Source organism: Caldithrix sp. (assembly GCF_056497305.1).
This window is the reverse complement of sequence record NZ_JBSMDE010000100.1, coordinates 1-25723: the sequence shown is the minus strand read 5'-3', so window position 1 is coordinate 25723 and position 25723 is coordinate 1. Positions and strand designations below refer to the sequence as shown.

The window sequence follows — 25723 nt, the reverse complement described above, 5'->3', positions numbered from 1 at the left end:
ATTTTCTCTAATGCCTGCAAAGAGCAGCTCGTGCCGCCTAAGAATATCATTGTGCTTATTGCCGATGGATGTGGTTACAATCAGGTGGCAGCAGCAGATCTTTATGCATCTGGAACGACAGGTCAGTCCGTGTTTGAATCTTTTCCGGTCCAATATGCCATGAGTACCTTTCCGGTTGACGGAACCTATGATCCCGTTAAAGCCTGGAGCAGCTTTAAATATGTTCTAAACAAACCTACCGATTCTGCGGCTTCGGCTACGGCAATGGCTACTGGAGTTAAAACAAGGAATGGGAAATTGGGCGTGGATTCCACGGACAGGACTATGACCAACATTGTGGAAGTGGCAGAAAAAGCAGGAAAAGCCACAGGAGTGGTGACCACCGTTCCGTTTAGTCATGCCACACCGGCTGGCTTTGTGGTTCATAATACCAGTCGCAAAAATTACCACCAGATCGCAGATGAAATGATTTTTAAATCCGGCCTGGAAGTCATCATGGGCGCCGGACATCCGGAATACGATGATTATGCTCAAAAACAGGAAAATGCCCACTTCGAATTTATTGCTGATTACACTTTTGACGCCTTAAGGAACGGGGAAGCGGGCAATGATGCAGATGGAGACGGTTTGAATGAGTTCTGGTCTCTGATCGAAGATAGCCTTGATTTCGTCCATTTAATTTCTGGTAAAACACCGGAAAGGGTTTTTGGCCTGGCAAAGGTAGGTTCAACTTTACAGCACAATCGCCCTGGAGATCCCAAGGCCCCAGCGTTTACGGTGCCTTTTAATAAAGGACTGCCTGATTTAAAAACCATGACCCTGGGCGCTTTGAATGTATTAGATGACGATCCGGATGGTTTCTTTTTGATGGTTGAAGGCGGAGCCGTGGATTGGGCCGGACATGCCAATAATCCTGGACGTTTGATCGAAGAAAAACTGGATTTCGATCGGGCCGTCCAGGCTGCCGTCCAGTGGGTGGAGACGCACAGTTCTTGGGATGAAACGCTGATCATCGTTACAGGTGATCATGAAACAGGCTATTTAACCGGACCAGGTGCTAAAACGGATTACTCAGGTAACCCCCCTTTGCCGGTGGAACAGGTCTGGCCCCCTCTGGTTAATAACGGAAAAGGCCAGATGCCCGGGATGGAATTCCACACGCACGGGCACACCAATTCATTAATTCCGTTTTACGCAAAAGGGCAGGGCAGCGAACAGTTTGCGTCAAAAATCGATGGGACGGATGCGGTGCGTGGAAAATTCATTGACAATAGCGATGTGGGTAACGTGTTAATCAGTTTTTACAAAACAAAATAGGAGGATCTATGGCTGATAAAGAGTTACTAACCGCAGGGAAAATAGCCAAAGAATTTGGCTTACCCCAGAAAAAAATCAAAGAGGTCATCCAGAAATTAAATCTCAGCCCGGACGTGAAAAAAGGAAATTGTAATTATTACTACCGGGAAACCGCTGAAAAAATCAAGGCCGAAGCGGAAAAAGACTGAGCCTGAAAAAGGTGAAACCCCGCCCTTCGTTCGCTTCGCTTACTGAAGCGAACGAAGTTTTATCATTGAATCGACTCAGAGACCTTGCCCCAATTCTTCAGATAGAATAATATCGGCCCCATTTTAATCCCGATGGCTAATAAAAAAATCCTCCATTTAAGCCGCATGTTCAGATAAAAAAACTCGATTTTTAAGCGCAGGATCGTAATTTTTTTTGCATTGTGAAAAAATATACTTTAAATTCCTACAAGGAGGTAGTAATTATGCGCTTTAAAAAAACAACAGAACACGCCATTAGAGTGATGACCTATTTGGCCGTAAACAAAGAGAGACGCTTTTCTGTCAATGTTTTACATAAGGAGCTGAATATTCCTTACAAATACCTGGGACGGTTGATGAGCAAGCTGTCGCAGGCCGGATTGGTACAGGTGGAACAGGGCAAACACGGCGGATTTAAAATCGCCAAAAAATTGGAAGACATTCATCTTTACGAAATTGTGGATTTGGTTGAGGGGCTGGAAGATTATGAGCGCTGTATTTTAGGTTTTCCGCAATGCTCCAATGAACATCCCTGTCCCTTGCACCACTTCTGGACGGAAATTCAACAGAAATTAAGGGATTTGATGTACAATACCACATTGGCAGATTTAGAGCGAGTGACCGGTGAAAGAATTTAGCATGTATTGTGAGGAGCACAAATGAGTGAATTAATAAATAATCGGCAGGAACGAATCGAGGTCATGAAAGACCTGATTCGTCAGTTACATGAAGGACGGGACGAAGAACAGGTTCGGCGTCAGCTGGAGAGCGTGTTGCAGGAAGCAGATTACTCCGATGTTTTTTTGATGGAAATTCAATTGATGGAAGAGGGAATTTCCCGAGAGAGCATTACCAAACTGTGTGATGTGCACACCAATGTACTGAAGAAGCACCTGGATTTAGTTGAGATGCCCGAGACAGTACCAGGCCATCCTTTGCACACCTTTTTACAGGAAAACCAGGCCTTGTTGCAACGCACGGCTTTAATTCGACAAAAGATAAATAAAATGCAACAGGCTTCCCTTGCATACACGGCCCAAATCTTGAATGAAATCCAGACCGTGTTGAATGAATTGATGGATGTGGACAAGCATTACCGGCGGAAAGAAAACTTAATCTTTCCTTTTTTTGAAAAGAACAACATGCCCGGCCCTTCCAGCGTGATGTGGGCTAAACACGACGAAACGCGAGATTATTTAAAATCAGTCATTGAGGCTTTACATCAGGTGCAAAAAATTTCTTCTGATGAAGCCTTTGCCTTTGGTAAACTGGCCATTGAACCAGCCCTGGAAGCCGTGGAGGAGATGATTTACAAAGAAGAAAAAATTCTCTTTCCCATTGCCAGAGATTTGCTCAGCGAACAGGACTGGTACGAAATCTACCAGCAAAGCGCAGAAATTGGCTTTTGTCTTTACGATCCGCAGTTTGAATGGATTCCGGAAGGGGGCATCAGTGAAACGACCAAAAAAGTGAATGCCAGCGGCGATAAGATTCATTTACCAACCGGCACCTTTTCTCTGGAGCAGCTCATTCATGTGTTCAGAACCTTACCGGTTGATCTGACCTTTGTGGATGCGGACGACACCGTGCGCTATTTTAGTCCGGGCAAAGAGCGCATTTTTGACCGCTCCCGTACGATTCTGGGACGTAAAGTGCAGTATTGTCATCCTCCCAAAAGCGTGCACATTGTGAATCAGATTTTAAAAGATTTTAAAGAAGGCAAGCACGACGTAGCTCGTTTCTGGATCGAATTAAAAGGACGATTTATTTACATTTCGTACTACGCCGTTCGGAATGAGCAGGGAGACTATTTAGGAACCCTGGAAGTGACCCAGGATCTAACCGAACTACGCGCCTTAGAAGGTGAACGTCGTTTATTACAATACGATGAATAAAAATAGGAGTCCATTCTAATGAGTACAATAGATCTAAATCGCCACACAAAATTGGGAGAATTGTTAAAAGCTTTTCCTTATCTGGAAGAGGAATTAAAGCAACTCTCTCCGGTTTACAAAAATCTGGAAAATCCGATTTTGCGTAAAACGGTTCTGAAGATAGCCACCCTGGAAAAAGTGGCCGCTGTAGGTAAGCTGGATGTCTATTATCTGGTGAACACCTTACGCAACAAAGTTGGAATGGCGCCGCTTACTCCGGAGACGGAAGAAGAAACCGGGACAGAAGCGCCTGTGTCCGGAAACATGCCGGATTGGATTACGGGACAACCTGCGAAAGTGATCGACGGTGGGGCTATGTTAAATCGGGGAGAGCACCCTCTGGGTGCCGTCATGCAGAGTATGCAGGAATTGGCCAAGGGGCAATATTTGCTTCTGAAGACCAATTTTAAACCAGAACCGTTGATTGAAAAAATGCAGGAAGCCGGTTACCGGGTTCATCATCAGATTGATGAGCAACAAGATGAATCCCACTGGACTTTTGTTGGGAAGTAAGTTTAATCGAACACAAAAAGGCTTATTGCAACCGAAAAAACAACACCTGAAAAGGAAGGCAGGTAATTCAGCACAATGAACGCTGCAATCTGGAAGGAAGAGAGGTCATGAGTAAATCCCTATACCGCAAATCGCGCTGGTTACACAAGATGCTGGGCATTATTTTGATTCCCTTTTTAATCTGGATGAGCATTTCGGGCATCATTCTTAATCATCCTGAACAGATGGCAACTATCAACGTGCCTTCCTGGATGATTCCCGCGCCCTACAAAATTGAAAACTGGAACCGGAGTAGCATTATTGGAGCCCTGCCGGTTCGTGGAAATTCTGTCTTTTTGTATGGCAAAAAAGGGGTCTGGCAGGTTACTGCCTCGGATTCTATTCGTTTTTTGGGAAACGGCTTTCCCGTATCTGCATTTTACCAAAAAACCAACCATCTGCTTTTACTGCCTTACAAAGGTGATTCGCTTCTTCTGGCTGCCACAGATGGCGGATTGTACTTTACCAGCTTGCGCGACTTACGCTGGCACAAAGTTAATTTCCCCGTTAAAAATGAAAAACTAAAAAAAGTGTTGGTCGTTAAGAACAACCTCGTAGTTGTTGGGGAATCCAACCTTTTTCGTACTTCTTTAGCCAATTTTCCACAACATTTTTCAAAAGTTACGCCTCCGCGTGGTGTGGCAGAAAAGCGCGTTACCCTTGTTCAACTCTTTTTTGATTTGCATGATGGAAAAGTTTGGGGGCTGCCCGGACGATTACTGATGGATTTAATGGGGCTGATCATTATTTTTGCCAGCATAACGGGCTTTTATGTTTGGTTCTGGCCCTGGCGCAACAAAAAATTACGCAGTCTGCGAATTAAACCTCAAACCATTCAGCGCCTGCGAAGCTGGAATAAATGGCACATCAAAATTGGTGCCATCGTTGCCATATTTTTTCTGCTTTTAGGCAGTACTGGCTTATTTTTACGTCCGCCTTTTTTGGTGGCCATAGCGGAAAAAACAATTTCCGGACGCTTTTACCCCGGAAAATTAAATCCCAATCCCTGGGAAGGGAAAATACATAATGCCCTTTATGATTCAAAACGCTATCGCCTGGTGATTGCAGCTGCGGATGGTATCTGGGTTGGGCCCCCAGAATTGAATCTGCCCTTTTTTAAGATTAAATTAAATGTACCAATATTTGTGATGGGCCCAACGCATTTTGAATTTACATCAGAAGGGCATTATCGTGTAGGCTCATTTAACGGCCTTTTTGAGTACGATCCTCAAACAGATCGTGCTCTTGATTTGATCAGCGGAAAAATAGCCGGAGTGGTTTCGTCTGTACGGCCGGCCAAATGGATGGTGACCGGTTATTTTGAATTAGCGGATGGCTCAAAATGGATGACGACCCATGAACAGGGAATTTGTAATTTACAGGGGCAGGTGGTTCACTTATGGGATGTTCCGCAAAGCATGAACCGTCAGCACACAATGAGTTTGTGGAATTACATGTTCGAATGGCATAACGGGCGCTTTTTCAAATTTATTTTAAGCGATTTTTACATTTTGCTTATTCCCCTGGGATCGATCGCCTTTTTGTTGTTAACTTTGAGCGGTTTATTTGACTGGGCTTATCGTAAATTCCGAAGACAGACGGCTGAGCGTCCGGGAATTCCCACAACTCTTTATGTCCGTAAATTTCCGATGGAGGTTTAGGCATGTTTTTACGTTTACTACCAATGATCCTGGCCGATGTTCTATTTTCTGCACATGTTTTGCGTTTTCATGGAATTGCTCTTGCTTTGCCTGTATTGTTATTTTCATTTACTCTGTTGATTCGTCGGCCCTGGATGCCCAGAATCTGGCAAATTTTGTTATTATTGTCCATTGCCGAATGGATTAGAGTCACGGCAATGTTTGTGCGATTTCGCCTGGCCATGGAATTGCCCTATTTTCGTTTGCTTCTTATTATGGGATTGGTTATTCTGTTTTTTGTTTTTGTTCTGTTCTGGTGGAATAATAAAAAAATTCAGGATTTCTATCACTCAAGTTTGCCGAAAGGAGGTGATCAAAATAGATAGAACAGCGTTCAGTTGTTTTCATAATTTATTCACTTAATGTAAGGAGGTATTATGCGTATTCAACTCATCTTTCTTCTCATTTTTGGCGTCAGTTTCCTGTTTGCAGAACAGGAGAATTGTGTGACCTGCCATAAAGATGTGACGCCTGGTATTGTTAACGACTGGCAGCTAAGCAAACATGCCGAAAACGATGTGAGCTGTTCTACCTGCCATGGTGACGGCCACACCAGCGCAAAAGATGTGGCTAAAGTGAACATTCCCACACCAGAAACCTGTGCTAACTGTCATGAAGATCAGGTGGCTCAGTACAAAAAAGGTAAACATGCTATGGCCTGGGCGGCCATGAAAGCCATGCCTACCATCCATCATCAACCTATTGCTTTAACCGAGGGCATGAAAGGATGTGGAGGTTGCCACAAACTGGGGCTGAAAACGGAAGAGGAAATCAAACAGTTAAAGAAAGAAGGTGCTGGTTTTGGGGTGGCTTCCTGCGATGCCTGTCATACCCGTCATACGTTTTCTAAAAAAGAAGCGCAGCAACCACAGGCCTGCCAGACCTGCCACATGGGCTTTGACCATCCTCAGTGGGAAATGTATTCTTCCTCTAAGCACGGCGTGCGCGCCCTGTTAAAACAGACCGGACAAATTCATGCATCCGCTTCGGCTCCAACCTGTCAGGATTGCCATATGACTGATGGTAATCATGAAGTGCGAACGGCCTGGGGCTTTTTAGCCGTGCGTACGAATGGGCTGGCACCCTATCCGGGCGAAGATGAAGAATGGTGGAAAGATCGCGTGACCATCCTTCAGGCCCTGGGTGTTTTGAGCCCGGAAGGAAAACCAACCGGACGTTTGGATGTGGTAGCCAAGGCACAGGTGGCCCGCTTGAGCAAAGAAGATTTTGACAAAGAACGCCAAAAAATGATCAATAATTGCTCCAAATGCCATTCGGAAAACTTTGCCAGAGCCGAATTGGCAAAAGGTGATAAATTGATTCGGGAGGGCGATAAACTGCTGGCCGAGGCTATTCGAATTGTCGTCGGACTCTACAAAGACGGCATCCTTAAACGACCGGAAGGCTACAGCAGTGATTTCCCCGATTTGCTAACATTTCATGATGCACCGACAACCATTGAGCAAACTTTGTTTGAAATGCATTTGAAACACCGTATGCGACTATTTCAGGGAGCTTTCCACAACAATCCCGATTACTCGTTGTGGTACGGATGGAGTGAAATGGTTCGTGATTTGACGGAAATTAAGGAAAAGGCTAAAGAACTGCGTGAAAAACATGCTCAGAAATAGAGCGTGATCGTTTTACCGGCCGGTGGTCTGCTGTGGACTACCGGCCTTTCTATTTATGATGGGAAACGTGTAGGCGCTTTGATAAATGACGACTTATTTGATGGTTAAGGATATTTAAAATTCTTCCTTCAGAAGAGCTATCCCTCTAAAGCGGGATGCGTAAATTTTTGTGCCGTGTGGTGGAGTGAAACTGTTGAATTGTTGATTTGTTGAATGGTTGAATGAGCATCGGGTTGACATTCCAAATTTCCATTGGTCGTGAATGGTATTTCCAATACAGATGAGAAAATTTCCCACTCAGGTCTTCCCCCTCTCCCAGACTTTTATTCTGGGAGAGGGGGATCGAGGGGGTGAGGGCAAATAATTTCTTTGCGCTCTCTGTGGTTTTTTAAAGGTTGCGGCTCTGCTGCCTTAGAAATATTCCTCCTGAACTTCTTACGTAAAATGTCGGTTGTGCTAAAGCTGAGACACTAAAAAATTAAAAAGTCCCGTAGGGACGAAATATTTGTAGCCCACCGCGTTAGCGGTGGGTAAAGCAAAAACACAGAAAACGTGAATCGGCCTGTAGGGACGACATGAAATTAGCCCGCCGTTTCAACGGCGGGAAAAAGAAAAACACACAAAACATAAATCATCCTTACAGGTTGAATTAGGAAACCGTTTCAACGGTTTGCACTATTGGAATTCAGCCCTGTATTCTAGAAAATTTTGTCTTTATTAGCAAGATGCGCAGCAGAAAGCTTCAATCGTCCTTGATTTTAAACCCAATAAAGATGATAACAATTTTATTCTTGATTTCTGGTTACGGGGGAAAGTCCCCTTCATCTCTTTTGATGTGCGTTTCATGGATTCCAAAAAAGGGGAGAACGCCCCCTGGCTGTAGGTGCTAAATCCGGCTAAAGCGCTGGATCAAAAGACCAGAGCAATCCCTCAGGACATGCGCTTGCACAATCCATATCCCAATCCTTTCGATGGACAGGTGGTCCTTGCTCTTGATTTGTACAAAGCCCAACAAGGTAATCTGATCATCTATGAACTCAATGGTCAGGAAGTGACAAAAATAGCTTCCGGTTATTTTAAGCAGGGTCCATCTCATTATGTCTGGTAGGCATAAAATGACCGCCATCAGCATGTTACTTGCTGAAACTAAAAGCGGGCTAGAAGATCAGATTAAAAACTGCTATTTATCCGTTAAGTTAAATTTCTTAAGATAAAAGTTGAACGTAGTTCTTGGAATGCCCAACATTTTGGCCGCTGCACTTCGGTTGTGTTTGCAGCGCTTTAGGGCTTCGGCGATCAATTGTTTCTGACTTTCCTGAATGAGATTAACGCCTTTTTCCGGATTCAATTGCACGGAAAAAAAGGCGGTCTTGGCGCTCTGCCCGGAATTGTTGTTGTATGGCGTGAGCGCATTTTGAATTTCGTGAAACGTTAGCTTCTGGCCTTCGATTAAAATCATCACCCGTTCCAGTAAATTTTTTAATTCCCGAATGTTGCCTTTCCATGGGGCGTTTATTAAATATTCGCTGGCATCCTCGGAAATAGTTGTCACGTTTTTATTAAAGCGCTTGTTGAATTCTTCAATGAAAATTTTACTCAAAGGAATGATGTCTTCTTTACGTTCCCGTAAGGGCGGTAATTTAATGGTCGCCACATTGAGCCGATAGTACAGATCACTGCGAAAAGCCTTCTCTTCGATCATTTTTTCCAGATTGACATTGGTGGCGGCAATAATCCGCGTATTCACCTTTTGAGGAGTTACTGAACCGATGCGTAAAAATTCCTGTTTTTCAATGATGTACAATAATTTGGCCTGAAGTTCAGGCGTCAATTCTCCTATTTCATCTAGAAACAGGGTGCCATCATTAGCCTGTTCGATTAAGCCTACCTTCCCGTTGGTGTGGGCTCCAGTAAACGCTCCTTTCTCGTAGCCGAACAATTCGCTTTCCATTAAATTTGGGGGAATAGTGCAACAGTTGATGGCCAGAAATGGGTTATTAAATCGATTACTCTGGTAGTGGATGTATTCTGCCAGAATATTTTTGCCGGTGCCCGTCTCTCCGGTAATCAAAACCGTGCAATCTGTTTGAGCATATTTTTTTGCTATTTGAAGAATTTCCTTCATTACCGGAGATTCGGCTACAATCTGACGTTTTTCTTTTTCCTGAAAGAATGAATTTTTGAGCAATTCCACCTCTTTGCGCAAACGGATGGTGTCTAGGGCCCGTTGCACAGTGAAACGAATGACGTCGGGATTCTGATCTTTTTGAATAAAATCAAAAGCCCCGGCCTTCATGGCCTTTACGGCCGTTTCCACATTACCAAAAGCGGTAACAAAAATGTAGATGGCCTGCGGATTAGAGCTTTTTAACTGCTCAAAGAGACGAAGCCCATCCATATCGGTAAGGCGGTAGTCTAAAAGAAAAAGGTCAAAGGCCTGCTCTCGGGCCTTTTCGATTGCCTGTTTGCCGCTTAAAGAAACCTCAATTTCACGTTCAGGATGACTCAAAATCCTTTTTAAGGAATGAGCAACCGTCTGTTCGTCGTCAACGATGTGAATGTCGAATTTCATTTTCTTTTTCCTGTACACTGTTTCTGAAAAACAAAGTAAAGGTGGTTCCTTTCCCTTTCTTACTACAGACCCGATATTTAATTTGATGTTGCGTCAAAATTTTCTGCACAATAGAAAGACCCAGGCCGGTGCCCGATTCAAAATGGGTGTAAAAGGGGTCGAAAATTCTTGGCAGGTCTTCCTCAGGAATACCCACCCCGGTATCGATGATGGAGATTTCAGTGCGATGGTTTTTGCAAAGACCGCGAATGGTTAATTCACCGGCTTCGGTCATGGCCTTAAAGGCGTTCATAATCAGATTGACAAATACCTGTTCCATCTGGTGTGGATCGGCCTTAACCAAAAAACAATTTCCCACAAATTCCTGTTTAATTTTGATGTTGGCTTTCTCGAATTTTTTGCGAACCAGAATCAAACACTGATCGATGATCTGAATGAGATCCACTGTTTTGAATTCGGGCGGATGCGGAGCCGCATAATCCAGAATGGCCGAAACGATCTTGTGGATTTTGTTGAGACTTTCAATGAGTTCAGGATAAATTTCAGAAAACTCTTTTTGTCGACCCAACTTCGATTTCAAGTAATCCAGATTATTGGACAGAGCAAATAACGGATTCCTCAATTCGTGGGCAATACCCGCTGAAAGTTCTCCCAGTACCAGCATTTTTTCCATTTGCAGGCTGTAGGTTTCCAGTTTCTTACGCAATCTTAAATCACGAAGATAATAAAAATTGATGGTCTTATCCTGGGAAAGCTGAATGTTGCTGATTTCAAAAATTTCCACCGGAATATTCTGATCTTCAGCTAATTTGATCTCTGACTCATAATGCCGAGTATTGGGGTTGAGTGTATCGGAAAGAGAACGGATGTTTTGCTGATCAATTAAATCCGTTATTTTAAGTCCCTGAAACCTGTGGTGATCCTGGAATAATTTTTTAAAACGGGAGTTTGTCTCAATGATGAAACCGGTCTGGTCAACAATGGCAATGGCTTCCAGGGAGTTTTCAATGAGAGACCGATATTTTTTCTCTGACATTTGTAAGCTGGTTAAATAAGCCAGGATGGACTGGCGCATGCGTTCAAAAGTATTGAATAATTTCTGTATTTCTAAACTGGCTTTGTTAATGGCTGGAAGTGTAAACTGATAATCCTGGGTTTCCATCCGTTCGGCTGCAGCCGTGAGCTCTTCTATGGGATGAATAATAATCTTGTGCAGGCCCCAATACAAAATGAGTGAAAGAATCAGAATGGTTATGAGCGAAGAGAGGATCATAAACTGCAAATTCTCTGAACGCGCTTTCTGGTAATAGTCTGCTGAAAGAACAATACTCACGCCACCCCGCAAATCGCCTTCGTGGTAGCCCTGGCTGGCGTGGCAGGTGAGACACGATTTTTTGGTGTAAAGAGGCGCAAAGTAACGAAAATAGAGCTGATTGTTTATGGTTTCAAATTGGTAGAATTCCTTTTTGGCTGAATCCCTTTCAAAAAAAGTTAATGCCTTTAGTTCAAAGGCGTCCGGCTTGTTAACGGGATTAATATAATGCTTGCTGGCCATGTGAAAGTATGCATTCCCTAAAAATTGTTTGCTTTTTTCACTGAGTTCGCGAGTGATTAAAGCCGGATTTTTCAAAACCAGGGTATCGCCCTTTTGGGTGAGTAAAATAGGATGGGCCAGAAAGGGATTGATTTTGGTATTGGCTCTTTTTCTGACCAGCACCCCCTCATATTCCGAGGCCCAGCTACGGACAGCAACAACCATTCTGTAAAGGGTGCGCGCATTATTCAACAGGGTGTTTTCGATCTGTTTGTTGTAACGAATAGTCAGTACGCCGAAAATAACCGATAGAATAATGGTTGTGGTAACCCCAATGATTAAAATGCTTTTGCGCGTCAGATTCATCGAATAACACCTCCAATTGTTAATTTGAGTTTAATTTTGCTTTTTTTCAAATCTTTTTAAAAACTGACCGTACATCGTCAGGTGACAGTATTCAGTCAGTTTTTTAATCGCTTTTTTCTGTTCTTAATTTTTTTATTACTGAAAAATCAACAAGTTATATCTTTTGTCTGTTTCTGGCATGTATTTTGTTTAAGGAAATGTGAATTTTGGTTCATTAATGTTAATCTACAGATGGAGGTGTTATGAAACGTTTCACACAATTCATTTTAATTGTTTTTTTACTGGTAGGGCTTTTGTTCTCGGCTGATTTTAAGGTAAATGGGGTTTACACAGCCTGGGGACAATCGCAGCACAATTTTACATTTGGCAAGGCCAAGTACAACGACAACTATGTTGTACAGATGTTACGTTTTAAAGTTCAGGCAGCGGTCAACGAGCACCTGCGGGCCATTACGCGTTTTGATATGGCTCAGGGCTGGTGGGGTGTTGATAACGCTTTGAAAAGCAAATTAAGAACAGGTACGGCCGGGGGAAGTGCCTTATTTGATTTTAAAGATACCAACTTTCTGTTTCATGTGGATCAGGCTTACATCGAATTCGATTTGCCGGAAAAACCACTGACCTTCCGTGTGGGGCGCATGTGGTATGGATTGGGCCATAAGATTATGGTTGACAATAATTACGACGGGGTTCAGGTGGATTTGAAAAACGTGCTGGGTAAAAAACTCTCCTTAAGTTGGGCCAAAGTGTCCGAAGGCGTAGATGGTCTGAGCGACGAAAAAACCTTAGCTCCAGATGAAAGAAAGAATACGGACGGCCGCGATGCAGATCTTTTAATGCTCAATTTAGCCTCTGAGAAAAAAGGCGTTAAATTTAACGTTTATGGTATGTATTATCAGGATTTGAGTACAGCAGATACCACCGGTCCCAATGCTTACATCCCTCAACATTTACAGTTTTTCAAAACCCGTTTTTCACCGCAGATTACGCAATTGATGGCCGTGGGGCTTTCCGGAAATTTTAAAAAGGGAAAAATCAGCGCCGATTTTGAAGCCGACTTTTTAATGGGTAAAGACGACATCAATAATACAAACCACGGCGCCAAGCAGATGCTGGACATGAATGACGGCAATTTAAGCGGCTACAATCTTTATCTCAAATTAACGCATGCTACAACCGACAAACTCTCGATTGGCGGCGTATTTGGCATGGGTTCCGGCGACAATGACGTAACCAGCGGCAAGGGAAATGTCAATAAGCTACGTACTTCCGGATTTTTCTACATTACGGAAATCTGGGAAGATTCCATCATGCCGGATGAAGAAGGCATCACGCCACAGGGCCTGGGTGCCCCCAACATTCGCGGCTATCGTGAATTGGAAAACTCGACCATCGTTCAACTGAACGCCACATTTAAACCCATTAAAAAATTATCTCTATTCGGTTCCTACAGCTATATTAAGGCCACTCAACCGATTCCCAAATGGGATGCCAATGGTAATCCGGATTACAGTTCAACCGCTTCGGACCTGGGCCAGGAAGTGGATTTTAAATGCAGTTACAAGATTTATGATGAATTAGACTTCACTCTTCGTGGCGGTTATTTTATGCCAGGAAAGGCTGCCGGCTATCTGATCAATGGTACCGATTCGTTTAGCGACGGCGCCTGGGAACTGAAATCCACCATCACTTACAAATTTTAAACTTACGGGGCTTTTGCAGCCCCTTTTTCCGTTAACAAAAAGGGGAGTGAATGATGAGAAGCAAATTTTGGAAATTACTATTTACGCTTGCTCTGGGTGTTTTTGTCCTGTTTGCCTGGCAAATTCAGGCGGAGGATGGAAGCCGCCAGGGCCAACAAAAGCATCCTGAGGTAGATTTTTCGATCTCCTGTACCGAATGCCATGAAGAAGTGACGCCGGAAATTGTAAGCGAATGGAGAACTACCAAGCATGGCATGATGAATTTCGGATGCTATTTGTGCCATGGTGATGGACAGGAAGAATTTTTCGCCAAGCCGAACACAGACAACTGCTTAAATTGCCACACCGGTGAACCGGTTGATGCCTCAAAAGGTGGCAATACCAATTGTTTTGAGTGCCATAAGGCGCACGATCTTAAATTTCACAAATAAACCATGATTTAGAATATTGGAGGGAAAAATGGGCGTAACCCGTAGAGAATTCATCAAAACAACGGCTGCAGCCGCAGCTGCAGCCAGTATTGGTACAGCCCTTTTACCCGGTGGCGCAAAACCTCTGTTCGCTGATAATGACATGCAGTGGCATAAATCCGTCTGCCGTTTTTGTGGCGTCGGTTGCGGTGTAATGATCGGTGTGAAGAATGGTAAAGTGGCAGCCATCCGGGGGGACAAAGAAAATACGATCAACAAAGGGCACCTTTGTGTCAAAGGGTTTTACCTGCACAAGATTATTTATGCTAAAACACGACTCACTCATCCCATGATCAAACGCAATGGCAAATTCGAAAAGGTGAGCTGGGATGAAGCGCTCAATTTTGTGGCTGAAAAATTCAATGCAATTCGTAAAGCGCATGGCCCCGATGCCCTGGCCTTCTATGGTTCCGGGCAGGCCGAAACCGAAGAGACCTACATGGCCAATAAGCTGTTCAAAGGCTGCATTGGTACAAATAACATGGAAGGAAATCCGCGTTTGTGTATGGCCAGCGCCGTGGGCGGTTACTTATCCTCATTAGGACTGGATGAGCCCGCTGGCGCCTACGATGACATTGAACAAGCCGAGATGTTTATGCTCATCGGTTCCAACACAGCCGAGGCGCACCCCATTCTTTTTGAACGCATTGTCCGGCACAAAGCCAAAAATCCGAATGTAAAAATCTTGATTATTGATCCGCGTAAAACTCCAACCGATCAGGTTGCGGACCTACATCTTTATCCCCGGCCGGGATGGGATCTGGCTATTTTACACGCCATGGCGCGGATTATCATAAAAGAAGGCTATGCCGATGAACAATTTATCAAAGACAATGTGGCTTTTAAGGATAACAAAAAGGATTTGACCTACGAGCAGTACAAACAGTTCCTGGAAAAATTTACACCGGAATACGCATCCAAGGTAAGCGGCGTACCGGCCGAAGATATTGTAAAGGCAGCCCGTATGTTTGGCCAGGCCAGAACAGCCATGAGTATGTGGACGATGGGTATCAATCAGCGCACACGCGGCGTCTGGGCCAACAATCTGATTACCAACTTACATCTGTTGACCGGGAAAATTGGTAAACCGGGCTGTGATTCGTTTTCGCTGACCGGTCAGCCCAATGCCTGTGGCGGGGTTCGTGAAGGCGGCGGCTTGTGTCATCTGTTGCCGGCCCATCGTGTGGTTAAAAATCCGAAACACCGCGAAGAAGTGGCTAAAGTTTGGGGTGTACCGGTTGAAAATATCAAACCCAAACCCGGCAAACACACCGTTGCCATGTTCGAGGCTCTGAACAAAGGCGAAATTAAAGGGATTTACATCATGTGTACCAATCCGGCACAGTCCTTGCCCAATGCCAGTAAATACTGGAAAGGCCTCAAAGAACAATTTGTGGTGGTTGCCGAATCCTTCTTCCCAACAGCAACAACCCAATATGCCGATGTGCTCCTGCCGGCTGCCTTCTGGGCCGAAAAGGAAGGGGTGTATGGTTGTACGGAACGCCGTTCCCAATACATGCCCAAAATTCTGGAACCAATGGGCCAGGCACGCTGGGATGCGTTTATTTTGCGTGACCTGGGCATGCGAATGGGATTCAAGAAAGAGTTTGAAAAGTACAAAACGGCAGAAGACATCTGGAATGAATACATCAGTCTTACCAAAGGCCGCGACCTGGATCTGAGCGGGGCCACCTATCGACGCTTGAAAAAAGTGCGCGGTTTACGCTGGCCAGTGCCGTCTGAAGATCATCCGGGAACGTACAAGCGCTATGTGAAAGGCGACCCCATCTTTGATGAATTACCGGCTGAAAAGAAAAAGGGACGCTGGATTTACTTCTATGGCAAACCCGAAGGCCGCGCGGTTGTTTGGGCCCGTCCCGACAAAGGGCCGGAGGAACCCACAGACGAACAATATCCCTTTGCCCTGAGCACGGGTCGTGTTTTAGAACACTGGCACACATCGACTATGACCGGCACGGTACCCGAGTTGCGAAGAGCCGTTCCCAAAGCCTACGTAGAAATTAATCCTGAAGATGCCAAAGCCCTAGGCATTAAAAATAAAGACCAGGTGATTGTGGAAACACGTCGCGGACAGCTCAAAATCGAGGCGCGGGTCATTAAGCGCCCGAAAAAGGGTACCCTGTTCATCCCCTGGCACTGGGCCGAGTGGATGGCCAATGTGCTAACCGTGGATGCCTTTGATCCTGGTTCCAAGGAACCGGAATACAAGGTCTGTGCTGCAAGAATCAGAAAAGCTTAGGCATAACACACCGGACCTGCCTCAGCTCCTTTCTTGATCTAACGAGGCAGGTCTTTTTTTAATGGAGTGACTGGCATGAATGGGGCCGACAAAGTAAGCAGAAAAGTTTTCTTCCAGAGCTTTTTTACACTATTTAAAGAAGCCTCTCGTACCACCGATCGTGACGCTTCTTTTAAGTTGCTTCCGCCCGGGGTGCAAGACGAAACGGAGTTTTTACAGAGCTGTACCGAATGTTACGAATGTGTGGCCCATTGTCCGCACCTGGCCCTGCGTGTTTGCCGCGATGAACAAAGACCGTTCTTTGGCAAGCCGGTGATCGATCCACAGCAACAACCTTGCTATCTTTGTGAAACGTTGCCCTGTGTGCAACACTGTGCGCCAGGCGCCTTAAACAAAGCATTTGCCAATAAACTGAATGGCGTTGCCTGGATTGACTCCCGCCGTTGTCTGACCTATGATGGTCTGTTTTGCCGGACCTGTGTAAATGCCTGCCCAATAGCCGATGAGGCGTTGAACATAACTCCGTTCGGGCGGCCGGTGGTGCAGGAAGAGCAGTGCACGGGCTGTGGTATCTGTATTTCGTCATGTCCGGTAGATCCATCAGCCATCCATGTAAAACCCAGAAACAGGAAAGGATAAACAAGTGGCCATTGCAGGAGTAGCCATCCTGGCTAAGAAGGAAGAGGTGCAAAACGTGTACAAACGTCTGGAACAGATTCCGGAAATTACTACTTATGGCATTCATCAGGAACAGTACATTGTAGCGGTGGTGGAAACGACTCCGCCGGCCGATCTGGAAAAATTTCTGGAAAAGCTGCAAAAGAGTGATGCCGCCATTTTAGGCATTTTCCCGGCTTATGCCAATTTTGAAGACGAAGTGTTTGACCAAACATCGGATGAACATGTTTGAGAATATTCTGAATAAAATAGCCAACCATCGGCCTCCGTTGCGCCCACCTGGCGCACTGGATGAAAAACACTTTTTAGCGCACTGTATCCGCTGCCGACGTTGTGTGGAAGTTTGCCCCTACCAGAGTATTAAGGTTGTAAAATCGAGTTTCGGTAAACAGTCCGGCACGCCGGTAATCATTCCCAGAAGCGTGCCCTGCTACCTGTGCATGAAATGCCCGGCGGAATGTCCCACAGACGCCCTACAGCCCATTGTCAAAAAAGAAGAAGTACGCATGGGCGTAGCTAAGATCAATCAGGATACCTGTCTGCCGTACATGGGCATTATTTGTCGCGCCTGTTACGAAAGGTGCCCCATCTACACCGAAGCCATCATCCTGAAAGACGATATTTACCCGGTGGTGGTAGAGGACAAGTGCGTGGGCTGTGGCATTTGTGAAAATGTCTGTCCTAATGAAGAACCATCGATTGTGGTGCTTAGAGAGGATTGAGAATGGCCAGCAAAAAGACAACCAGCATCTCTTTTTTTGTTAGAAAACGGCGCGTCATTCAAATACTCTCTCTGTTGTTTCTGATATTGGTACCGCTGCTAAATCTTTTTCAATTTACTTTTTTAATTGGCAATTACTACAGTTTGCGTATCTGGAACATTGATTTTGTGGACCCTTTATTTGCCCTGCAACATGTTTTACTCACCTTTAAATTCCCCATCAGTTTATTGATAGGCATTTTAATACCGTTGTTCATCGCCTTTTGGGCGGGTAAATTTTTCTGCAGTTTTTTATGCCCTTACAATTTACTGGCCGAATGGTTGCAAAAGATTGTCCCCCAAAAAGCCCTGGCTTTTACAGCCCATCCTAAACGATATTGGGCTATTTTAACGGGCTGGCTGGTACTTACTTTAATAGCCGGCTTTCCTGTGTTGTATTTTGTTTCCATGCCCGGTCAAATCGGCGTGTTTTTAGGCGATCTGATATTTTTGAAAGTCGTCGGCTGGGAGTCGCTTATCATTGTGTTTGTACTGTTACTGGATGTCTTGCTGTTTAAACGAATATGGTGCCGCGAGCTCTGCCCGGTTGGCGCCTTATTGCAGCGTTTTCATTACAAAAAGGGAATAAAAATTGTTTACAACGAATTGGATTGCATTTGCTCAGAGGATGAGGTCGATTCTCCCTGCGTTAAACAATGTCCGCTCTATTTGAATCCAAAATCAAATACGATCTATCCCTCCTGTTTTAACTGTGGAGCCTGTGTGCAGGAGTGTTACTTTTATGGAGAGGCTTTAAAAATCGATGTTTTAAAAGAGTTGACAACAATTACACCTCATTATAAAAGCCAGAGAGAGAAACAATTAAATAAAAAGGAGGAATGGTAATGCCCGAAGAAGATAAAAAGCTGAGCCGCAGAGAATTCTTTTTCCGAACCGGTGTATTCACAGCTTTAGGAGCTGCCATTGTGATGTTTGTGCGTAATCTGTTTCTCTACATCTTCCCAAAGCGCAAACCAAAAACCTATCACAAATACCTGGTCGCTCATGAAAAAGAATTTAAAGATGGCCGTCCCAAACAGATTTCGCTGGGTAAAACGCCCATCTTTGTCGTCCCCTATGATGGCCACTTTAAAGTAATGTCCGGTATCTGTACGCATCTGGGATGTATTGTCAAGTGGGAACAGGACAAACAGCGCTTTTTTTGTCCCTGTCATAAAGGAAAATTCGACAAAATGGGCAATGTGATCGGCGGCCCACCTCCGCGCCCGCTGGATGAATATCAGGTGGTCATCGAAAATCACAAGATTTATGTTTATGTGGAAGACAAAGTAAGGAGTCCATGGGTATGAAATTTAAACAATGGATTTTGGAACGCTTCCCTATCGATTACGACAAATTCGTTGAATTCAACGAAAAGATATTTATTAAAGAACCCATCCCCACGCACATGAAAAAATGGCTGTTTGCCATGGGAGCGACGCCGCTGATTTTGTTTGGCTTTCAGGTGCTGACCGGATTGTTTCTTACCTTTTACTTCATGCCTTCTCCGGAAATGGCCTACGAAAGTATCCGACACATTACCGAAGACGTGCGTCTGGGGTTTTGGGTCAGAGGGTTGCATCGATGGGGCGCTAATTTAATGATTATTTCCTTGTTGTTACACATCACGCGCGTCTTTTTCACCCATGCCTACCGTAAACCGCGCGAATTGAACTGGATTTTGGGAGTGATTTTATTCTTTTTAACCATGACCATCTCTTTTACCGGATACTCCCTGACCTATAATCAACTTTCTTATTGGGCTACCACGGTTGGAACCAACATGATCAAAGAAGTGCCGCTCATTGGCCATGTGATGCTCTTTTTCCTGCGTGGCGGCGATGTGGTGAATGCCAATACATTAACGCGCTTTTACACGTTACATGTCATGATTTTACCTGGGATCATCTTCTTTTTCATCTTCCTGCACATCGTTATTCTACGCTTGCATGGCGTTTCCATCCCCGAAGGATTTGAGAAAAAGTATTACTCCTTTTATCCACACCATTTTTACAAAATAATCATCGCCACCTTGTTTTTGCTGACCCTGTTAAGCACCCTAACCGTCATTTTGCCGCCGGGAATTGGTGAGCCGGCCAATCCGGCTATTACGCCGCAACACATTAAACCGGAATGGTACTTTTTCCCCACCTATCGGTTCTTAAAAATGGTGCCTTTACATGTTGGCATTTACGCCACAGCTGCTTTTGTGCTGGTTTTTACCTTCTGGCCCTTCATTGAACCGATGATTTCTAAGGACAAGAGCAAACGCACCATTTTCAGCAAAACCGCCGGAGTTCTGACCCTGGTCATTACTCTGTTATTAACAATCTGGGAAACAATTGTAATTTAAATAAATCGAAGGAGGATATATGGATTCTGTTAAAGCCCAACAATGGCTCATCGGTATTTTTAGCGTGTTGTTAATTGTTGCTCTGTTAATCGTTGCTGGCATGGAGATGAAGAAGAGTCGGTCATACAAACCGGAAATTGAAGTGGACGCCATGTCGGCAAAGTGTATTACCTGCCACGAAAAGAAGGGGATTGCGGTAAATCAAATTGAAGCCTGGAAGGAGAGTAAACATGCGGTGTCTGGTACGGGCTGTTATGAGTGCCATGAAGCATCGAAAGACGATTTTGATGCCTTTACCTGTACAGGCAGCGATATTTTGATTGGCCGTCATCCTACGCCAAAAGATTGCGCCAAGTGCCATGAACAACAGGTCAATGAATTTGCAGATAGCAAACACGCGCATCAGTTCTGGCTTTTAAAGAATGCAGACCGCGCCGTGTTTGAATTCCCCATCGCTACGCGGCATGGTTGTGAACAATGTCATAATATCGGCAATCTCTGGCCCGATGGAAGCGTAGGGGAGTGTGATGTTTGCCATGCCAAGCATTCCTTTAGTAAAGCGGTGGCCCGGCAGCCGGAAACCTGCGGCGAGTGCCATATTGGACCCGATCATCCACAGCTCGAAATCTATCTGGAATCTAAACACGGTAATATTTTTAAGGCTAAATCGGCACACTGGGATATGAATTACACGTCAAAACAGGGGGAACCCATCCCTCTGGAAGCGCCGGTTTGTACGACCTGTCATATGGAAGCCAACGAAACACAGCCCATGACACACAATGTGAGCGCGCGCCTGGCCTGGGAATCGCAAATGACCTGGAGCTTTAGAACGGTATGGAATGAAGATAAATTGGGCAGCTGGCAGAAAAAACGGGAACGCATGGAAGCCATTTGCGCCAGTTGTCATGCCCCCGATTTTTACAAGATGTACCTGTTAACAGCCGACCTGGTTAACCTGCAATACAATGAGATTCGCCGTCAATTTGTTTACTGGACCAAAAAGCTTACCAAAAATGGAAAGATCAGTCGTCTGGAAGTCAATGGTAAATTTTATTCTAATCCGGTTTTAAACGGTTGGGATGAAGACCCCGAGCATCTGATGTATTATGGTTGGCATCACGAAGGGCGGCGGTTCCGCATGGGCGCTGAGATGATGGGCGCCGATTTTACGCAATGGCACGGCATCTGGGAAGTGCAGGAAGACCTGACGGAATTGATCAAATGGGCTGCTGAACACGGTGATGCAGAGGCCAAAAAGATCGTGGCTTCCAAAAGCCCAACCAAATTCATCACCTACGCCCTGTACGATGTTCCGGGTAATGCCTGGGGCATTCCGACCAAGACCAATACCACGCCCTTTGTTTACAACAATTTTGCTGACTACTGGGATCGCATCTACAAAAATGTTGAAGCCGCTTACAATCGGGGCTTGCTTTCTAATGAGCAGTGGCAGATATGGTTAGAACGATTTAACAACAAAGATTATTATCTGGGAACCAAATTTGCCAATACGCCGGCAGTCGATTCTACGTTTAATATTTACAAACAACGGAATGCCTACGATCTGCAAAAGATGAAAGAGCAGGTGATTGATCTGGTTCTGCCAGGAAAATCGTTCTTTCCAAACCGCTAATAGACATTGAATCAGGGCGCTGATCTGTCCCTTTGCAGGTCGGCGCCTTTTTTTACCTGCAGGACAAAAAAAAATCCGGTTTAAAACCGGATTTTTTACCAGGATATTCTCAGATTCAATGTTGTTCTGGCTTAGTGATGGTGGCTTCCATCGTGCACATGACCATGTTGCAATTCTTCTTCCGTAGCATCACGAACATCGACCACTTCTACCTCAAAGTGCAGGGTTTCACCTGCTAAAGGATGGTTGGCATCCACCGTGATGGTATCGCCTTCCACTTTGGTTACGGTAATCATCTGAACGCCTTCGGATGTTTCGCTGTAAAATTGCATGCCTGGTTCAATGTTGTCCACGCCCTGAAAAACCTCTCTGGGCAACTCCTGAAAGAGGTTTTCATTGCGTTCGCCATAGGCATCCTGCGGAGGAACATCCACATTAAATTTGTCGCCAACATTTTTACCTGTGAGTGCATTTTCTAAACCAACGATAATGTTTTTCCTGCCATGCAGGTAGATAAGTGGTTGCTGACCGATTGAGCTATCCAGAACTTCACCCGCGTCGTTTTTGAGGGTGTAATGGATAGACACAACCTTATTGTCTGAAATCTGCATTTAAAAACTCCTAAAAATTACTTAAAAACTATTGTTATTTAAACTACAAGAATTAAACGTCAAATCCAAATTTTTATTCCGAAAATTTCTGATTATTTGCAGCACATTTGCCGGTTTTTGGAATACTTCTTTCAAAAGATGTAATGCATTAGCGTGTGAAAATTTTTATGCAGTGTGAAGAAACAAAACCGTTGAATTGTTGAATTGTAGATTGGTTGAATAAGCATCGGGCCGACCATCGGTCGTGAATGGGGCACGTGTAAGAAATCCCCAATACATGTTAAAATTTCACACACAAGTCTTCCCCTCTCCCAGATTTGTATTCTGGGAGAGGGAGATCGATGGGGGGAGGGCAATTAATTTTTAATTTGAAAAATGCTTGGAGTTCTTTGCGACTTCTTTACGCTCTTTGCGGTTAGTTTTGGTTGCGGCTTTGCTGCCTTGGAATCAGGTGGAGAAAGGACAAAATAGGAGAGGACTGTTTTCCCAGAAAGAATTTAAACCAAAGACCTTATCTCCGGTCAAATTTAAACAGGCCGGTGTGCCTGGCATTAAAATGAGTTTTTATTGTAATTACCTATGGTTGCGAAAGTACAATTCTATTTGGTAAAATTGCTTATTTTGAAAATTTTTCCATCAGAATGCTTTTCGCCTGAGTATGCAAAAATTTTTGCTGTCTTGTGAAAAGTTAAATCCTTGAATGAGTTTTCCTGTGGCCGTACTAAAGGACAGAAGAGTAAGCCCAATGCAGATAAGATTTGAAACGAATTTATTTTTTTGTTAAATAGGGTGAGCATGGAAAAACTGCCTTTAGGAGTCTGCCATGATGGAGAGACGTAAGCAATTTGGATTCTTCTTTGGCCCTGTTCTGTTTGTAGCTATCCTGATCTTTTTACCGGGGTATTCCACATTACAACTACCCGCTGTAAAAGTCGCCTCCGTGGCAGCTTTGATGACCATCTGGTGGATAACCGAAGCCATCCCCATTCCGGCGACCGCTTTATTGCCGCTGGCCCTTTTTCCCGCCTTAGGCGTTCTAAGCGCCAAAGAGGCCAGCGCTCCCTATGCGCACCATTTGATCTTTCTGTTCATGGGGGGATTTTTAATTGCCATTGCCATGGAAAAATGGAATTTACACCGCAGAGTGGCTTTAAACACCATTAAACTGGTCGGTTTCAGCAGCAATCGGATTATTCTGGGCTTCATGGTGGCTACCGCCTTTTTGTCCATGTGGATCAGTAATACGGCCACAACGATGATGATGGTGCCCATCGGTCTGGCTGTCTTAAAAGAGACGGTGCAATTCATCAATGCAAGTAGCGAATATGATATTAACACCGAACCGCCTCATTTTAAATTTGGTACGGCGCTCATGCTGGGCATTGCCTATGCTGCTTCGATTGGCGGCGTGGCAACCATTATTGGTACTCCGCCCAATACAATTTTGGTGGGGTTTGTGGAGCAGACTTACCACGTTCATATCCGCTTTGCTCAGTGGATGTTGTTTGGCGTGCCTCTGGCCATATTAATGCTTTTGATCGCCTGGATTTATCTGACGCGCTTTGCTTCGGTTCCCGAAATTAGCCGTCTGCCGGGCGGAAAAGAACTTTTGGAATCGGAACTGGAAAAAATTGGCAAAATGCAAAAAGCCGAGCGCGCGGTTTTGATCGTATTTGGCATGGTCGCCCTGCTCTGGATTAGTCGCGGATTTGTACATATTGGTCCGGCTACCATTCACGATGCGACCATCGCCATGGCCGGGGCCATTGCCCTGTTTTTAATCCCGGTGGATTGGCAGAAGGGCATATTCGTATTGGACTGGCAATCGGCTGTGCGGCTGCCCTGGGATGTCATCTTCCTGTTTGGTGGTGGCCTGGCCCTGGCCAAGGCCTTTAGCGAAAGCGGCCTGGCCCGCTGGATTGGCCTTCAGCTCTCTGTGTTACAGGGCATGAATCTGATAATCATCATTTTTCTGGTGATCATTCTAAGCATGTTACTAACCGAAGTGACATCCAATACCGCTACGGCAGCCATTATTGTTCCCGTGATGGGCAGCGTTGCCCTGGCCATGCACGTTCATCCCTTTTTACTCATCATTCCGGCGGGCGTTGCAGCCAGCTATGCCTTTATGTTGCCGGTGGCTACGCCGCCCAATGCCATTGTTTTTGGCAGTAAATATTTAACCATCCCACAGATGGCCCGTATCGGCGTTGTTTTAAATGTCATTGGCGCTGTACTGATTACATTACTGGTTAAATTTGTTTTGCCTCTAATCTGGAATTTAAAATGACTTCTGCAAAATTGCATTAATTGTCATCCTGAGCGAAGCGAAGAATCTTATAAGTTAAATAAAAACAGTAGATTCTTAGTCGTCCCGATTATCAGGACTCCTCAGAATGACAGCTACAGTTTTATATGGCAGAAATCTATGATAATTTAATTAATAAGGAGGTAATCACACGATGTTGAAGATTATAATATTGGGCTTTGTCTTTGGCGCGATTTTGCAATACGCGCATCTGAATCGCTACGACGTGATTAGTGGGCTGGCGATCTTAAAGGACCTTACGGTGGCAAAAACCATTGCCCTGGCCATTGGACTGGGCGCCATTTTTTTGAATATTGAAATAGCTCTGGGACTGGCCTCTTATCATGTAAAACCATTCCTGGTAGGTGGAATTGTGTTAGGCGGACTGTTGTTTGGAATAGGAATGGCGATTTTGGGCTATTGTCCTGGTACCCTGGCCATTTCTCTGGGAGAAGGTTCATTGGATGCCCTGATTGGAATTATTGGGGGATTATTGGCCGGGGGATTGTTTACGGTTGCGTTTCCTGCTGTACAAAACGTTTTAGGACCTAATTGGGGAAAACTTTCTTTGCATACCCTGGTTGGCAGCGGCTGGCCTTTTTATGTTTTGCTCTTTCTGGTAGGAGCGCTCTTCATCTGGCTGGCATTCTGGTTACAGCGCAAGGAACAGAGTGCGGACTTAAAATGGGTCTATTCTGGTATTGGTCTGGCTATTCTCAATCCCATTGTCTTCTTAAATCTGGTTTCCAATCGACCAATCGGCGCTTCCACAACCTATCCTTACTGGGCCGATTATCTTATGGGGCTGCGTAATCACGAATATTTTTTAAAGATTGAAAAGCCCGGGAGCTGGGAGCTCATCTTTTTAGCCGGAGCTTTTCTGGCCGGACTGATTATTTCATTGATCAAAAAAGAATTCAAATTTACTCTGATTCACAGTAACTGGAAGCATTACAGGGGAAGTGTTGCCTGGAACAGGGGAGTTTGGGCTTTTGTGGGTGGTTTTTTGCTCATCTGGGGAGCGCGCATGGCCGGTGGTTGCACCAGTGGGCATATTCTCTCCGGTGGCATGCAGCTGGCATTCAGTAGTTTAGCCTTTGCTCTGTTTGCT

General features: G+C 44.8%; 24 protein-coding genes. 21 read left to right on the top strand and 3 right to left on the bottom strand.

The window, feature by feature from the left end:
- From ACWB0I_RS08715 to ACWB0I_RS08675, 9 genes are all read left to right on the top strand, one after another.
- The coding region (locus tag ACWB0I_RS08715) for an alkaline phosphatase (protein WP_479387669.1) at positions 1-1317 on the top strand (1317 nt) is incomplete at its 5' end.
- An 8-nt stretch (positions 1318-1325) separates the two neighbouring features.
- The gene (locus tag ACWB0I_RS08710; RefSeq protein ID WP_479387668.1) at positions 1326-1505 is read left to right on the top strand and encodes a hypothetical protein; all 180 of its coding nucleotides are present in this window, start codon (positions 1326-1328) and stop codon (positions 1503-1505) included.
- A 263-nt stretch (positions 1506-1768) separates the two neighbouring features.
- A complete protein-coding gene (locus ACWB0I_RS08705; RefSeq protein WP_479387667.1) occupies positions 1769-2182 on the top strand; it encodes an RrF2 family transcriptional regulator in 414 nt (137 codons plus the stop codon).
- A gap of 21 nt (positions 2183-2203) precedes the next feature.
- Positions 2204-3439 carry a DUF438 domain-containing protein gene (locus ACWB0I_RS08700; RefSeq protein ID WP_479387666.1) on the top strand — a complete coding sequence of 412 codons (1236 nt, stop codon included), beginning with the start codon at positions 2204-2206 and terminating at the stop codon, positions 3437-3439.
- An 18-nt stretch (positions 3440-3457) separates the two neighbouring features.
- Entirely contained in the window at positions 3458-3991 is a 534-nt protein-coding gene (locus ACWB0I_RS08695; protein WP_479387665.1) for a DUF1858 domain-containing protein, read from the top strand.
- Positions 3992-4098: 107 nt separating this feature from the next.
- Positions 4099-5691, top strand: a complete 1593-nt coding sequence (locus ACWB0I_RS08690) for a PepSY domain-containing protein (protein ID WP_479387664.1) — start codon at positions 4099-4101, stop codon at positions 5689-5691.
- Positions 5692-5693: 2 nt separating this feature from the next.
- The gene (locus ACWB0I_RS08685; RefSeq protein ID WP_479387663.1) at positions 5694-6056 is read left to right on the top strand and encodes a hypothetical protein; all 363 of its coding nucleotides are present in this window, start codon (positions 5694-5696) and stop codon (positions 6054-6056) included.
- 51 nt (positions 6057-6107) lie between these two features.
- Complete coding sequence (locus ACWB0I_RS08680; RefSeq protein WP_479387662.1) at positions 6108-7361, top strand: multiheme c-type cytochrome; 1254 nt, start codon at positions 6108-6110, stop codon at positions 7359-7361.
- An 883-nt stretch (positions 7362-8244) separates the two neighbouring features.
- The gene (locus ACWB0I_RS08675; protein ID WP_479387661.1) at positions 8245-8469 is read left to right on the top strand and encodes a hypothetical protein; all 225 of its coding nucleotides are present in this window, start codon (positions 8245-8247) and stop codon (positions 8467-8469) included.
- A 72-nt stretch (positions 8470-8541) separates the two neighbouring features.
- Here ACWB0I_RS08675 and ACWB0I_RS08670 read toward each other — a convergent pair whose 3' ends face one another.
- Together ACWB0I_RS08670 and ACWB0I_RS08665 are read right to left on the bottom strand one after the other, a co-directional pair.
- Positions 8542-9933, bottom strand: a complete 1392-nt coding sequence (locus ACWB0I_RS08670) for a sigma-54-dependent transcriptional regulator (protein WP_479387660.1) — start codon at positions 9931-9933, stop codon at positions 8542-8544.
- Positions 9908-11833, bottom strand: a complete 1926-nt coding sequence (locus ACWB0I_RS08665; RefSeq protein ID WP_479387659.1) for an ATP-binding protein — start codon at positions 11831-11833, stop codon at positions 9908-9910. Before ACWB0I_RS08665 ends, ACWB0I_RS08670 begins: the two co-directional genes overlap by 26 nt.
- A gap of 242 nt (positions 11834-12075) precedes the next feature.
- On the opposite strand from ACWB0I_RS08665, the gene ACWB0I_RS08660 reads away from it, so the two are divergent.
- The 10 genes from ACWB0I_RS08660 to ACWB0I_RS08615 all read left to right on the top strand — a co-directional run bounded on the left by ACWB0I_RS08660 (position 12076) and on the right by ACWB0I_RS08615 (position 21693).
- Positions 12076-13536 (top strand): alginate export family protein, encoded by a 1461-nt coding sequence (locus tag ACWB0I_RS08660; protein ID WP_479387658.1) that lies wholly within the window; start codon positions 12076-12078, stop codon positions 13534-13536.
- A 50-nt stretch (positions 13537-13586) separates the two neighbouring features.
- Positions 13587-13967: a cytochrome c3 family protein gene (locus ACWB0I_RS08655; RefSeq protein ID WP_479387657.1), complete on the top strand. Its 381-nt coding sequence runs from the start codon at positions 13587-13589 to the stop codon at positions 13965-13967.
- Between the two features lie 28 nt (positions 13968-13995).
- Positions 13996-16266: a molybdopterin oxidoreductase family protein gene (locus ACWB0I_RS08650; RefSeq protein ID WP_479387656.1), complete on the top strand. Its 2271-nt coding sequence runs from the start codon at positions 13996-13998 to the stop codon at positions 16264-16266.
- Positions 16267-16341: 75 nt separating this feature from the next.
- Positions 16342-16905, top strand: a complete 564-nt coding sequence (locus ACWB0I_RS08645; protein WP_479387655.1) for a 4Fe-4S dicluster domain-containing protein — start codon at positions 16342-16344, stop codon at positions 16903-16905.
- A 4-nt stretch (positions 16906-16909) separates the two neighbouring features.
- On the top strand, positions 16910-17176 hold the full coding sequence (locus tag ACWB0I_RS08640; RefSeq protein ID WP_479387654.1) for a chaperone NapD: 267 nt from the start codon (positions 16910-16912) through the stop codon (positions 17174-17176).
- Entirely contained in the window at positions 17169-17666 is a 498-nt protein-coding gene (locus tag ACWB0I_RS08635) for a 4Fe-4S dicluster domain-containing protein (protein WP_479387653.1), read from the top strand. The genes ACWB0I_RS08640 and ACWB0I_RS08635 overlap by 8 nt, the downstream gene beginning before the upstream one ends.
- Before the next feature lie 2 nt (positions 17667-17668).
- On the top strand, positions 17669-18550 hold the full coding sequence (locus tag ACWB0I_RS08630; RefSeq protein WP_479387652.1) for a 4Fe-4S binding protein: 882 nt from the start codon (positions 17669-17671) through the stop codon (positions 18548-18550).
- On the top strand, positions 18550-19014 hold the full coding sequence (locus ACWB0I_RS08625) for a QcrA and Rieske domain-containing protein (RefSeq protein WP_479387651.1): 465 nt from the start codon (positions 18550-18552) through the stop codon (positions 19012-19014). Before ACWB0I_RS08630 ends, ACWB0I_RS08625 begins: the two co-directional genes overlap by 1 nt.
- Positions 19011-20057 (top strand): cytochrome b, encoded by a 1047-nt coding sequence (locus ACWB0I_RS08620; RefSeq protein WP_479387650.1) that lies wholly within the window; start codon positions 19011-19013, stop codon positions 20055-20057. Before ACWB0I_RS08625 ends, ACWB0I_RS08620 begins: the two co-directional genes overlap by 4 nt.
- A gap of 19 nt (positions 20058-20076) precedes the next feature.
- Complete coding sequence (locus tag ACWB0I_RS08615; RefSeq protein ID WP_479387649.1) at positions 20077-21693, top strand: multiheme c-type cytochrome; 1617 nt, start codon at positions 20077-20079, stop codon at positions 21691-21693.
- A gap of 131 nt (positions 21694-21824) precedes the next feature.
- Here the strand turns inward: ACWB0I_RS08615 and ACWB0I_RS08610 are convergent, their stop codons facing one another.
- Positions 21825-22304 (bottom strand): FKBP-type peptidyl-prolyl cis-trans isomerase, encoded by a 480-nt coding sequence (locus ACWB0I_RS08610; RefSeq protein WP_479387648.1) that lies wholly within the window; start codon positions 22302-22304, stop codon positions 21825-21827.
- Positions 22305-23127: 823 nt separating this feature from the next.
- On the opposite strand from ACWB0I_RS08610, the gene ACWB0I_RS08605 reads away from it, so the two are divergent.
- Entirely contained in the window at positions 23128-24594 is a 1467-nt protein-coding gene (locus ACWB0I_RS08605) for an SLC13 family permease (protein ID WP_479387647.1), read from the top strand.
- 172 nt (positions 24595-24766) lie between these two features.
- Positions 24767-25723, top strand: a 957-nt coding sequence (locus ACWB0I_RS08600; RefSeq protein ID WP_479387646.1) for a YeeE/YedE thiosulfate transporter family protein, incomplete at its 3' end; no start/stop codon positions are given.